The 13,509-nt window shown below is 72.5% G+C and carries 4 protein-coding genes; 3 read left to right on the top strand and 1 reads right to left on the bottom strand.

Annotated features, from left to right (window positions below):
• Positions 1-8 precede the first annotated feature (8 nt).
• Positions 9-1,199: an HIRAN domain-containing protein gene (locus tag AMIS_RS40900; protein WP_014445986.1), complete on the top strand. Its 1,191-nt coding sequence runs from the start codon at positions 9-11 to the stop codon at positions 1,197-1,199.
• Here the strand turns inward: AMIS_RS40900 and AMIS_RS28930 are convergent.
• Complete coding sequence (locus AMIS_RS28930) at positions 1,163-12,037, bottom strand: non-ribosomal peptide synthetase (RefSeq protein ID WP_083888834.1); 10,875 nt, start codon at positions 12,035-12,037, stop codon at positions 1,163-1,165. The genes AMIS_RS40900 and AMIS_RS28930 overlap by 37 nt on opposite strands.
• A gap of 231 nt (positions 12,038-12,268) precedes the next feature.
• Between AMIS_RS28930 and AMIS_RS28925 the strand changes: the two genes are divergently transcribed.
• Positions 12,269-12,817: a hypothetical protein gene (locus tag AMIS_RS28925; protein WP_014445984.1), complete on the top strand. Its 549-nt coding sequence runs from the start codon at positions 12,269-12,271 to the stop codon at positions 12,815-12,817.
• A gap of 2 nt (positions 12,818-12,819) precedes the next feature.
• Positions 12,820-13,491, top strand: coding sequence for a PIG-L deacetylase family protein (locus AMIS_RS28920; protein ID WP_157435462.1), 672 nt, complete (start codon positions 12,820-12,822; stop codon positions 13,489-13,491).
• The last annotated feature ends 18 nt before the right edge of the window (positions 13,492-13,509 follow it).

Below are 13,509 nucleotides of genomic sequence, written 5' to 3'. Positions count from 1 at the left end.
TGCCGTCCATGTCGGTACCGTTTGACCTGTGGGGCCAGCGCGGCTGGGCGAACATCGAGGTCGTCGGGGAGTCGCACTACACCCCGGCGTGGAAGGCCCTGTTCGGAGCATCGGCGCCCGCGTCCGATGCGGAGATCGTCACGCCGGTGCGGCTCATGCCCGATCCGCGGAACCGGCACGACCCCAACGCCGTCGGTGTCTGGGCCTCCACCGGCCAGATCGGCCACCTCTCCCGCGCCGACGCCGCACGCTATGTCCCGGTCCTCGCCGAGCTCGTGGCGAACGGCTGGGATCCGCAGGTCACCGCACACCTCTGGGGCGGCGACTGGGGATACTCGGCGCGTCTCGAACTGGCTGAGCCGCACTTGCTCGTACCCGGGAACGCCCCACCCACCGGGCCGCATCTGATGCTGCCGCTCGGCAACGCCATCCAGGTCACCGGCGAGGAGCACCACCTCGACGCGCTGATCCCGTGGCTCTGCCCGGAAGGCGAGTGCTGGGTGCACGCCACCCTGCACGAGGTCACCGAACAGCTGGCCCGTAGCACCCGGACCGTGGTGGAGGTGCGGATCGACGGGGTACGGGTCGGACAGCTGACGCCGAAGATGAGCGGTGAGGTGCTGCCCGCGGTGCGGATGCTGGCCGAGGGCGGGCTGGGCGCCGGGGTGCGGGCCGTCGTGAAGGGGAACCGGCTCAAGGCGGAGGTGGTGCTGCAGGTGGTGCGGGCACACGAGTTGCCGGAGAGCTGGATCGCGGATGCGCACGTGTATGCGGTGAAGATGGGCGCGGAGCCGTCGACGGTGGCCGTCCCGCCGCCGCCGGTCCCGCCGGTGTCCTCGTCGCCGGTTCCGGTGGGTTCGGTCGTCTCGGCGGGTTCCACGTCGATCTCGTTCTCGCTCGGGCCGGTTCCCGGCGGCTCACCGCAGACGTCCACCGTGCCGCCCGTGGTCCCCGGCCCGGCGCCGGTGGTCTCCGGCCTGGTGCCGGTCGCTGCTGGAGTGGCGTCCGCTGTTCCCGGGCCGGCGGCGGGCTGGGATCCGGGCACCATCCCGCCGGAACCGACCGGTATCCGCTTCGTCGTGCCGCCGAACTGGCCGGAGCCGCCGGCCGGGTGGAAACCACCACCCGGCTGGCGCCCCGATCCGTCCTGGCCGCCGCCGCCCTACGGCTGGCTGTGGTGGGTCCCCTCCTGGGACTGACCCGTTCCGGGCGCGACCACCGTGCCCAGCAGGTGTAGCGGGGCTGCTCGGACGCCCGCGGCGTCGAGTGCGGCGCCGTAGACCGCTGCCTGCTCCGCGTTCACCGGGCCCAGGACGGCGGGCAGGCCGGTTGTCCGCGCGGCGCCGGCAACGCCGGCCTCTGTCCCGTGCCCGCCTGCTGTCGGCCGGGCATTGCGTGCCGTCGGGTCGAGGGCGCCTGCCGTCGCGTGCAGGAGGGACTCCAGCTGGCAGGAGGCGATCGTGCCGGGCAGGCTGAACTGGGCGGCGGGGAGTCCCGGCGCCGCCTCGCGGGTGGACGGGCCGCAGTCGAGCAAGCCGCCGCCGACGATCAGGACGTCGGCCCGCTCGCGCATCCGGGTGAGGGCCTTCGCGGTGTCGAAGCAGTGCGGGAACGAGTCGTCGACGACGATCGTTCCCGGTCGCAGCCGGTCGACGTCGACGGTGCCCGGGCCGCCGCTCGTGGCCGCGACGATGACGTCGGCGCGGTAGACGGCGTCCGGTGCCGCGGGGGTGGCCGCGACGATCTCGGTGGGGATGCCGGGCAGGGAATCGGCGAGGTCCGCCAGCCGGCCGGCGGCCGCGGGCAGGTCGCAGAGGATCAGGCCGGCCGGTGTCTCCGGGCCGCGGTCGAGCAGCAGCCGCAGCGAGGAACTGCCGATCGAGCCGACGCCGACCACCGCCACCACGCTGCCGGACAGCTTGCGTCCCTGAGCGGCGAGCGCCGCGAGGGTGGTGCGGACAACCGACGCTGCCGTCACCGCGTGACCGGTAGTGATTACAGTGTTCGAGCGGATCAGCTCGGACACCGCCGTTCCGTATCCGGTGTGTGCCGGAATCATGCCGGCGAGCGAGACGGTTCGGGCGCCGTGGCCGGCGGCGATGTCCACCGCTGCGGCGGCGGCCTCGGCGAGACCCGGGTTGCCGAGCTCGTCGGCGAATCTCGGCAGGCACACGAACCCGGAACGCCCGAGCGGGGTATCGGCGGTCTCCAGCAGGCGTGCACTCCTGTCCGGGAAGAGAGCTGCCCGGATGCTCTCGCGGTCCAAGGCCGGCAGCATCGCCCGTACCGATGAGGGAATCAGTTGCGCGATCTGCGCGGGGGCCGGAAGGTAGCCGATCAGCGCGGCGTCGAGCCGCCGCAAGGCGGTGCGCAGCGCCGCCGCCAGCCGCTCCACGATCTCTGCGGGCAGGTGGCCGCGCAGCGTCACGCGGAGGCCGCCGTCGATGGGACGGGCGGCAAGCAGGACGTCGGTTCCGGACGGCACGGTCAGGTCCGAGTCCGAATCCGACCATTCCCAGCGCAGGGTTTCGCCGCTCAGCGGACCGAGCGCGTCGAAGTCCAGATAGGTGAGGAAATAGCGCCAGCCGCGCGGGGCGACGAACGTCCGGGTGCGGGCCTCCGCGAGATCGGTGCCGAGAGCCGCCGCCACCGCCGTCGCGCATGGTCCGAAGATCCGGGCCAGGTCGGGAAGGGCGTGATCACGACCGGTCACCGCCACGCCGATCACCGACTCCGGCGCGCCGATGACGCTGGTCAGAGCTTCACGGTATGCGGAAAGCACCGTCGAGAACGGAACCCGACCCGTCACCGTGAAGTCGGTCGCCGATACCGTCCCGCCCCCGAACGAGCCACCCTCGACGACCTCGGGGGTCAACCCGTCGAGCAACGCCACGTAGTCCCGGAACGTCGACCGCAACGGCGGCAGCTTCGCCCCGTCATAGACGGCGAACAATTCCCGGGCCAGCAGCGCGACGCTGTAACCATCCCCGATCAGGTGGTGCGCATGCATGATCAGCACGTGCTCCTCCGGCCCGGTGCGCAGCAGCCGCAACCGCAGCAGGGGCCACCGCGCTGGGTCGAACCGATGGGCTTTCTCGGTCGCGAGCTCCTCGTGGAGGGGCGCCGGATTCGGCTCGAACGCGACGGTCAGCCGTCCCGGCGAGGCCAGCTCCCGCTGCATCGGCGGGCGTGAATCGGCGTGGATGACGGTTCGTAGCATCGGATGACGTTCGACCAGGGTGTCGACCGCGTGCTGGAATCGCTCTCGGTCGATGGGCCCGTGGATGCGGGGCGTGGCCAGCCACGTCGACGGTGCGCCTAGCGCGTCGGCGAGCAGGAATCCGCGCTGGCTGGCGGTCAGCGGGAAGGCGCCATCGTCGTGCGCGGGCGTGGCGGTGAGCGTGGACGCGGCGGCGGGCGCGGGCATGGGCTCGGGCGTGGCGGCGTGCGCGGCGTCGATGACGGAGGCCAGAGCGGCGAGGGTCCGGTGTCGGTAGATGACCGTGGGCCGCGGCAGGGCGAGTGGTTCCGTGGCACCGCGCGTGGGTGCGGGCGCCTCCTCCCGCCGGGCCGTCTCCAGGGCTGTCTCGAGGGTGGCGAACATGTCGAGGACGCCGATCGAGTCCCCGCCGAGCTGGAAATAGTCGTCGTCGCGACGCACCCGGGCAAGGCCCAGCTGGTCGCACCAGATCGCGGCGAGGAGCCGCTCGGTGCGGGTCGCCGGCTCAGCCGTCTCGTCGACGTGGTCGGCCGGCGTGGCCGTCGTGTCGGAGGGGCTGGGTGGCAGCTGAACCTTTCCGGTCGCGGTGAGGGGCAGTGCGGGGACGATTTCGAAGCGGGACGGCACGAGGTACGGGGGCAGCGACGTCGCGAGGAACGCCCGCAGTTCGGCCGGCTCGACGGGTTCACCGGGCTGAACCCAGGCGGTGAGGCGACCGGCCTCGACCCGCACGGCGGCGCTCTCCACCGACGGATGCCGGCGCAGCGCCGCGGTCACCTCGCCCGGCTCGATCCGGTAGCCGTGGAGTTTCACCTGGTCGTCGACCCGCCCGCGGAACCAGAGCAGGCCGTCGGCGTCGATCACCGCGCGGTCGCCGCTGCGGTACCAGCGCCGGCCGTCCCGTTCGACGAACCGCGCGGCGGTCTGCTCCGGGTCGTCGAGATAGCCGGGGGACAACCCGGCTCCGGCGATGTACAGCTCACCGACCTCGCCGGCAGCACAGGGCCGTGCTGCCGGCGTCTCGCTCAGCACCGCGACGACCGTACCCCCGATGGGTTTGCCAATCGGCAGACGCAGAACGTCGTCGGCCGGGCGCGCGGTGATGACATGACAGGTGGCGTTGATCGTGGTCTCGGTGGGGCCATAGAGGTTGGTAATTTTCTGCCCTGGTCCGAACCGGTCAAACCACCGTCTGACGTGTACGGGGGAGAGCTCCTCGCCGCCGACGTGCACGAGCCGCAGGGGAGGGTTCCGGCGGCTCTTCTCGGCGGCGCCGAGCAGCCGTTCCCAGAGGGTGGGTACCGAGCTCCACACGGTGACCCGGTCCTCGGCCAGCCGCTCGAACAGCTCAGCGGGATCGCGGACGGTCTCGTTGTCCCAGGTCACGACGGTTGCGCCGACGAGGAGCGGCGCCAGGAGCTGCCGCACCGAGGCGTCGAAGCAGAGGGAGGCGGTCTGTGCGAGGCGGTCGCCGGAGTGGTATCCGAACTCGCCGATCGCCCAGTCGAGGTAGTTGACCATCGAGCGATGGGTGATCGGGACGGCCTTGGGACGCCCGGTGGAACCGGACGTGAAGATGACGTAGGCGATGTCGTCCGGCCGGTTCTCGATCGGAGGCGGCGCGGTGGGCGGCTGGGTGGTGGCGTGCGGCGCGCCGGCCGGCTGGGTTGCGGTGGGCGGCTGGGTTGCGGCGGGCGGCGCGGTGGCGTCCACGAGGGTGAAGGCGCCCAGTTCGTGGGTGACGTTCCGGGTCTCGGGGTCGCAGACGACGATGTCCGCGCGGGTCCGGGTCAGTTGGTCGGTGAGGCGCGCCGGTGGGTGGGTCGCGTCGAGGGGGATCCAGGCGGCGTTCGCTTTGAGGATGCCGAGGAGGCCGATCACGGTAGCGCTGCCGCGTCCGGTGAGCAGCCCGACCCGTCGGTGGCCGCTGTTTCCGCCGGTGCCGGCGGCGGACAGATGTGCTTCGAGCGTGGCGGCCAGCCGGTCGGAGGCCAGGTCGAGATCTCCGTAACTGAGTGGCTTCCCGCTGGTCAGCACGGCGACGGCCATCGGAGTGAGCCGGCACTGAGCCCTGATCCGCTCCACGATCGACGGCGTGGACAGAGGCCCACCGTGTGCCCGGGCCGCTGTCGGTTGGTCTTGAGTCACGGTGAGCTCCGGCGTGTCCCAGGGGTCACCGTGGGCCGGGGCTTCCGCTGCGGGGGTCGAGCCGGCGTGGGCCAGCGCCGTCACCTCGGCCAGGTGTTCCGCCGCGAAGCGGGCCACGGTCGCCGGCTCGAACAGGCCGGCGGGGTGGTTCCAGGAGAAGTGCAGCCCGCCGTGCGCCTCGAAACAGACCAGCCCGAGCCGGGTCGCGGCCGACGCCGTCCCCGCGACCGTCGCCGTCACCTGATCCGCGGCGGTCACCCCCGCCGACGGGAACCGGGCGAAACTGAAACTCGCCGTCTGCACGTCAACCAGCAACCGCGCGAGATCCAGACTCGACACCGATCCGTGCTGCTCACTGACCAGCCACCTGTCCCGCAGTCGCCCGGCCAGCGCCGCGACCGGTTCGCCCGGCTCCACGGTGGCGAGCACCGGCAGGGTGTCCGCGAACGGGCCCACCATCCGATCGATACCGGCCAGCCGCGCCTCCCGCCCGGCGCGTGCGACGAGCACCGGAACCGCTGACTGTCCCGTCCATCGCGACAGGCACCGCACGTACGCCGCCAGCACCAGGTGGAACAGCGAGACACCGGCCGCCCGGGCCTGCTCCTCGAGCGCCGCCGTCAGCGCCGGATCGGCCGACACCTGATGCACCGCATAGGGCGGCCGGGGTTCCGGCGAACCGTCGAACGGCAGCGTCAGCGACGGATATCCGCTCAGCGCCGTCCGCCAATGATCGAGGTCGGCCGGCTTCGGCGCGGCCCGTAACGCCTCATGCTCGGCGAACGTCGTCGCCGGTGACCCGCCCGGCGCCGAACCCCCGTATATCGACCACAGTTCGTCCCCGAGGATCGCCAGGCTGTACCCGTCAGCGGCCGCATGGTGCGCCACCACGAGCAGATGCGACACCCCGCCCGAGCCCGGCTCCGGGCGCTCGACGGCCAGCACCGCGCGGATCGGCGCTTCGCGGGCCAGGTCGAACGTGGCATTACGCAGCTCAGCGTCGATCTCCGCCAGCGGTCGGTCCAGCTCCACGACCCGGAACCAGGACGCCGTGTCGCCACTGCTGAAACGCTGGCCGCCGGCATCGATCCGCACGCGCAGCATCGGATGCCGCTCTTCCAGCGCCACGAACGCTTCGCGGAGGCGGTCCGGGTCGAGTGGTCCGGTCACGGTCTGCCTCACGTACGCGTAAGCGGGCACCTCCGGATAGAGCCGACCGGCCGTGTGGAAGGCTCGCTGCACCGGACTGAGCGGGAAACTCTCCGGTCCCGCCAGATGTCCGGCGAGCTCACCGAGCGTCCGATGCTCGAAGAAGAGCGTCGTCGACAGGCTGCGCCCGAGCCGTGTCTCCAGCTCCTTGACCAGGTCGACGGCGGTGAGCGAGTCCAGCCCCAGCGTCAGGAACGGCTCGTCCAGCCCGATGCTCGACGGTTCCCGGTCGAGCGCGCCGCCGAGCAGCTCCCGGACCACCGCGACGAGTTCCTCCGGCGCCGCGTGTGGTGATCGTTCGGCGGCTCCAGGAGATTCCACGATCACATGAGGGGCGGCGAGGGAGGGGAAAGGTGCGCTGATGGTACGGGTGGGACCGCTGACCGGTGCGCTGACCAGCACCTGGGCCACGTTCAAGCCCGCGGCCGACCACAGGATCTCCGGGACCCGCGACACCGGGAGCTGCCCGTCGATGCCGTTCGCGAGGCCGCCGCCGCTGAGTGCCGGGAGGTTGACCGCCACGAACCGGTGTCCGGCCGCCCGCTGTGCCGCCGCGAACGCGTCAAGGAAGGCGTTGCCCGCGACGTACTCACCGATCGCGCCGCCCAGCCCGGGCACTACCGACGACACCGAGGAGAGGGCAATGAACAGCGGCCCCGAGTCTGTGCCTGCTCCCGTCGCCGACCGGTCGCCGAGCGCGGGCTTCCGGCGGGCAACCGCGGCGAACAGCGATGCGGTGCCGGTCACCTTCGCCGCCAGTCCGGCCTCCAGATCGGCGGCGCTCTTGGACCGCAGGCTGCCCGGTCGTACCACGCCGGCGGCCTGCACCACCACGTCGAACGTCCAGCCGCCCACCAGCGCCGCGACGTCGGAATCCACGGCGATGTCCGCGACCCGGTACTCGGCCGTGGCCCCCAGCGCCCGTAACTCGGCCAGCAGGGTGACGGGTTCGGCTGAGCGGCCCGCCAGCAGCAGGGACGGCCGGCCGCGCCGGGCCAGGTCACGGGCGATGGCGGAACCGGCGGCGCCCGCTCCGCCGACGATCAGATAGCTGCCGTCCGGAGGCAGATCCACCCGCTGCGGCGCCGGCTCCGGCGTGAACGAGCGTGCCAGCCGCCGACCGTTGCGCCAGGCCACGACCGAGGCCGGGCCGGGTGACGGCGGGGCGGCGGCCTCCCGGGCGACGACGTCGTGACGGTCCTGTTCCGGATCGGACGTGGAGAGGTCGATTACCCGTACCCCGAGGTGGGGGTTTTCGTCGGCCCAGGCCATCGCGAGGCCGAGCCGGATCGCCTGGGCCGGGTCGTGGGCTTCCCCGTCTTCGCCGGTGACCAGGGCGTTCTCGGTGATGACAAGGAGGTGACCGGATGCCGGGGCTGTCATGGCGTTGAAAGATCCCCACAAGACGGACACTTCGCCGGTGGGGTCGGAAGCGGTCAGCGGTTCGGGGAGCCAGCGCGGGGTGGCGAGCGTGACCGGCGGGGTGATCCAGAACTGGCGGCGCTGGAACGGGTACGTCGGCAGCGGAACGCGGTGACTGCCCGCATCGAGGGTCGCCCGATCCAGTCGTGCGCCGCGTCGCCACAGCTCAGCGGCGGTTTCGAGGATCGCGCGAGCATCGGTTCCGGCGATCAGCGCCGACCCGTCGGGCAGCAGGGGCAGCACCTCGCGGCGTCCACCGAATACGACGAATGTGTCGAAACCATCGGTCAGTAAGCGCGTGATCGTGGCCTCGGTCAGCTCGCCGTCGTCGTGGCCGGCGACGGCGTCCGGACGGATACCGCACGCGCGCAACCGGGCCGCCTCGGCGACACCGGACGGCGCGGACTCGGTGAAGAGGAACGCCACGCGGGGTGCGCGGCCTGCGCGAGGCGCCGGCTGCGCTGCCGCGAGCCGCTCGACGAGGTCCCCCTCACAGACCAGACCGATCCGGTACGGGTGATCATCTCGCGCTGTCGACGCGGTGCCGCAGACGTCGTGTTCGTGCAGCTCAGGGTGTTCGCGGAGGTGATCAGTGAGGTCGGCGACCACGGCGGCGAGCGCCTTCGCGGAGTGAGCGGAGAGGGTGAGCAGACGCGGGCCGGTGCGCTGAGGGGCGTCCGGTGATTCGCGTGAGATGTCCGTTGTGGATGCCGGTGACGAGATGAGGACGGCCTCGCCCGGTGCGGTGGGTGAGGGCGCGGCCAGGACGGCGTGGGCGTTGGTGCCGCCGAAGCCGAAGCTGTTCACCGCGGCCAGCGAGCCGGTCCAGGGGCGGCGTTCGGTGAGGACCTCGAAGCCTGCCGCGGCCAGGTCGAAGCGGTGTGACGGTTCGCCTCGGTGCAGGGAGGGCGGGAGTTCGCGATGCTGGAAGGCAAGGATCACCTTGAGCAGCGCGGGCATGGCCGCCGCGTTGAGCAGGTGACCGATATTGGTCTTCACCGAGCCGAGCAGCCGTGGCTCGCCGCCGGGCCGGGGCGGGAACGCGTGCGCCAGCGACCGCGCCTCGATCGGGTCGCCGACCGGGGTGCCGGTTCCGTGCGCCTCGATGTAGGTGACGCCGGCCGGGTCGACGCCCATCCGCCGGTAGGGTTCGGCGACGACCTCCCGCTGCAGGACCGGGTTCGGGGCCATCAGGCTGAGCGAACGGCCGTCATTGTTGACGGCGGTGCCCTTCAGCAGGGCGAGCACCGGTGCGCCGCCGGTGGTCTCCGGGCGCGTCAGGACCAGCACCGCGCCGCCCTCACCCGGCACGAAGCCGTCGGCGTCGCCGGCGAACGCCCGGCACCGCCCGGTCGGGGAGAGCGCCTGCGCGCCGGCGAGGAGGCTGTGACCGGTACTGGTCAGGTTGAGGTTCACCCCGCCGACGATCGCGACGTCGCAGTCACCGGCGGTCAGGCTGAGCCGGGCCAGGTGCAGCGCGACGAGCGCCGACGAGCAGGCGGTGTCGATCGCGACGGCGGGTCCGTGCAGGTCGAGCAGGTGCGCCACGCGCGCCGGGGTGAGGTTGCGAAGACTGCCGGTGAGCGCGTGCGCCCCGGCGCCGGCGATGGTGTCGCGGAGCAGCTCCGGGTAGCCGGATTCGCCGACCGCCGCGAAGACTCCGATGCGGCGGCCGTGGCGGCGAGGGCCGGCGTATCCGGCGCGTTCCAGGGCTTCGTGGGCGAGTTCCAGGAAGATCCGGGCGTGCGGGTCGAGCAGGCGGGCTTCCTCGTCGCCGATGCCGAAGTAGCCGGCGTCGAACAGCGACGGGTCGGCCAGGAACGCCCCGTAGCCGTCCCAGCGGTCCGACCGGGTGACCGAGTCCCGGCCGTTGATCAGGTTGTTCCAGAATTGCTCGGGCGTGTCCGCATCCGGGAACCGGCAGGCCATCCCGATGATCGCCAGGTCGTGGGAGATGCCGGCCTCGGCGGCCGCGGCGGACTCAGTCAGAGCGGGAAGGGGCACGGCGGGCTCGGCCGCCGCGGGGAGGGGCCCGGCCAGGAGGCGGTCGGCCAGGGCGGGAACGGTTGCGCAGTCGCGCAGGAGAACCGGATCGAGGGTACGCCCGAGCGCGTCCTCCAGCCCCGCGAGCACCTCCATGGCCGCGAGCGAGGATCCGCCGATCGCGAGGAACCGATCCTCCGCCCCGATCGTCTCCGGCTCGATGCGCAGCACCCGCGCCCACACCGCACGGACCAGGCCTTCCATGTCCCGCCGTGATCGGAAATATCCGGTGTCGGAGGAGATTTCGGGCGCGCTTCGGGCCGGCGCTGCGGCCGGGTGAACCTCAGGCGCGCGGGGTTCGGCGGCGCGGGGCTCGGCGGCGCGGGGCTTGGTCGCGAAGGGCTTGGTCGCGAAGGGCTTGGTCGCGCGGGGCCTGATCGCGTGGGGCTCGGCGAGCATGGCGGAGATGCGGTCTCGTAAGGGCTGGCGGCGCAGCTTGCCGCTGGTGGTCCGGGCGAAGGCGCCCCGGGGCACCACCTCGGCCCGCACGTTGTCGTAGCCCAGCGCCTCCGCGACCCGCCGCCGCGCCCGCTCGGCCGCGCCCGGGTCGGACCGCACGGCCGGCGCGGCGAGGAAGAGCACGACCAGTTCGCGGCCCCCGTCCGGGTCTGTGGCGCCGACCACCGCGACCGGGCCGGCGCCCAGCCCCGGTGTCGCCGCCGCCACTTCCTCCAGGTCGGCGGCGTGGAAGTTGCGGCCGTGCACGAAGAGCACGTCCTTCTCCCGGCCGCTGATCACCAGCCGGCCGTTGCGGAGGAAGCCGATGTCGCCGGTTCGGAGCCAGCCGTCGCCGGTCAGTGCCGCCGCCGTGGCCCGCGGGTCGCGATGGTAGCCCCGTGTCACGTTCGGCCCGGCCACCTGTACGGCCCCGACCAGGCCGTCCTCGACCACGATCCCGTCCGCGTCCACGATCCGGACCGCGCAGCCCGGCACGGGATGACCGACGTCCATGAACTCGACCGCCGAAGCCGCCGAAGCCGCCGAAGCCGCCGACGACACCGGGAGCGCGACGCCGCGGGCCAGCGCCGCCCGGCTCAGCGCAACCGGCTCGGCCACCTCGCCCATCGGCGGGAACGCGACCGCCACCGTCGCCTCCGCCAGCCCGTACACCGGAGCGAGCGCTGACCGCCGCAGCCCGGCGCGCTCCATCTTCGCGGCGAACGCCCGCCACACTGCCGGCGAGATCGGTTCCGCGCCCACCATCACCAGGCGCACGCTGCTCAGATCGAGGCCTTCCAGCAGCGCGTCCGGCACCCGGCGCACCACCAGCGCGAGCGCGAAGTTGGCCGCCGACAGCACCGTTCCCCGGTGCCGGGCGGCGACGCGCAGCCACGTCTCGGGGCGTTTCGCGAAGGTGAGCGGGCTGATCCGCACCTGCCGGCAGCGCACGTGCACCGGGGTGAGGTGGGTGCCGATCAGGCCCATGTCGTGGAAGTACGGCATCCAGGTGACGACCACGTCCGACGGTCCGGTTCCGCTGGCCCGGGCGGCCTGGTCGAGATTGGCGACCACGTTGCGGTGGGTCAGCTCGACGCCCTTCGGCGTTCCGGTGCTGCCCGAGGAGAACTGCAGGAACGCCACGTCGTCCGGCCGCGCCGGGTGCGCCGCGCTGAGCGGTTCGGCCGAGCGCAGCGTCTCCAGGGAGAGCGCGCCGGGCACCACAGGATCGCCGGCGAGGGCCGGCGAAGGAGAGCCCGGCGAGGAGAGGTGACGCCGGACGGCGGCGAGGCGGTCCGGTTCCGGTGGCAACGGCACGGGTACGACCCCGGCCAGCACCGCACCCCAGAACAGCGCCAGGAAGTCCTCGCCGGCGGCCGCCACCACCAGCAACGGGTCACCGGGCCGCAGGCCGGCCGCCCGCAGCCCGCCCGCGACCCGCAGCGCGTCGGCGTGGAGCTCCGCGTAGCCGACGAGACGATCGGTGTCCCCGACGTGCACGATGCCTTGATCGGGGGCGAGCGCAGCCGCCCTGGCCAGCACATCGGTGAGTGTCATGGCCGGCACGTTACCGAAGATCATCAAGGACTCTCGGGGACCGTTCGGTCACCCGTACCGAAGAAGGAGGGGCCGAGGCCGGAATCGAGCATTTCGCTGCAAGGACGGGCGAACTCGGCACACCCTTACAGATGTCGCGGTGCAACCCGCCCGCTACTCAGGCATCTCCGGGCAAGGCCGATGGGTACGACGCGCCACCCGGCGTGCCCGGTAGACCTGCGGAGGTAACCCATGCGTCTCGTGCCCCAGTCACTGCGGAGGCGCCGTGCGCTGCTTGCGGCGTCCGGCGCTGCGCTGGTCGCCGCGATCGCGACCGTGCTCGTGCTGAACTCGACGCCGGCGGCGGCCACCTGGCAGACGTTCTCCGGCACGCCGACCTGTGACTGCGTCGTGCAGGACAGCAAGACCAACTCCTACCGCGCGGTGTTCGGCTACGTCAGCACGGCCAGCAAGGCGGGGAAGATCGACGCCGGGGACAACAACAAGATCGTGCTGTCCGGCACGACCAGGAGCACCGACGCGAAGGTCACCACCCGGTTCGAGCCCGGCACCCACAAGGCGTCGTTCGCGACCGGCTGGATCTCCAAGGACACCCAGGTCACCTGGAAGGTCGGCGGCAAGATCGTGATCGGGCACTGGAACCGGCCGAACTGCGGCAAGGACGTCGACCTGCCCGCCGGGGGCAACGGCTCCGGTCCGATCCTCGTGCTGATCATCGCAGCTCTGGTGGGCGGAGGAGTCTACCTGTGGCGCAAGCGTCGCACGGTGACCCAGCCGTGACGATGCGCAGCGTCCTGGCGATCGGCGCGCACCCCGACGACATCGAGCTCGGCTGTGGCGGCACCCTCGCCGCACACCGGGCAGCCGGCGACAAGGTCACCATGCTCGTGGTGACCGGCGGCCAGAACGGTCCCGGCCTGGTCGACGGCCGCCGGGCCGAGGCGGAGGCCGCCGCCCGCAGCCTGGACTGCAATCTGATCTGGGGCAGCCTGGTGGACTGCGCGGTCACCCCGGACGCGGCCACGGTGGCGCTGATCGAGCAGGCGATCCGGGAGGCCGAGGCGGACGTCGTCTACGTGCACGCGGCGGACGACTCGCACCAGGACCACCGCGCGGTCGCGGCGGCCACCCTGTCCGCGACCCGGCACAGCCGGCGGATCCTGCACTACCGCAGCCCGTCCACCACCCGGTTCGAGCCGACCGTCTACGTCGACATCTCGGCGCACCTGGACCGCAAGATCGCCGCTCTGGCGTGTCACCGCAGCCAGGTCGAGTCGTCCGCGATGGTCGACCCGGAGGTGGTCGCCGCCTCGGCCCGGCACTTCGGCGCCCAGGCGCGGGTCCGGTTCGCCGAGGCGTTCGTGCCGGCCCGCTTCGTGTGGGATCTGGCGCCGCCTCTCGTGCTGCCGATGATGTCGGAGATGCCGGTGTACTCGGCGCAGGTAGCCGCGTGACCGGCGGCGTGGCGTCCC

It is taken from the genome of Actinoplanes missouriensis 431 (assembly GCF_000284295.1).
In the GTDB taxonomy this organism is placed as follows: Bacteria; Actinomycetota; Actinomycetes; order Mycobacteriales; family Micromonosporaceae; genus Actinoplanes; species Actinoplanes missouriensis.
Note: the sequence above shows the minus strand (reverse complement) of the source record. Positions and strands in the feature narration are given on the sequence as shown.

What these genes read in the sequence shown, in the direction of transcription:
- AMIS_RS40900 (WP_014445986.1), top strand. Translation starts at nt 9, where the DNA reads ATGTCGGTACCGTTTGACCTGTGGGGCCAGCGCGGCTGGGCGAACATC.
- AMIS_RS28930 (WP_083888834.1), bottom strand. Translation starts at nt 12,037, where the DNA reads ATGACACTCACCGATGTGCTGGCCAGGGCGGCTGCGCTCGCCCCCGAT.
- AMIS_RS28925 (WP_014445984.1), top strand. Translation starts at nt 12,269, where the DNA reads ATGCGTCTCGTGCCCCAGTCACTGCGGAGGCGCCGTGCGCTGCTTGCG.
- AMIS_RS28920 (WP_157435462.1), top strand. Translation starts at nt 12,820, where the DNA reads ATGCGCAGCGTCCTGGCGATCGGCGCGCACCCCGACGACATCGAGCTC.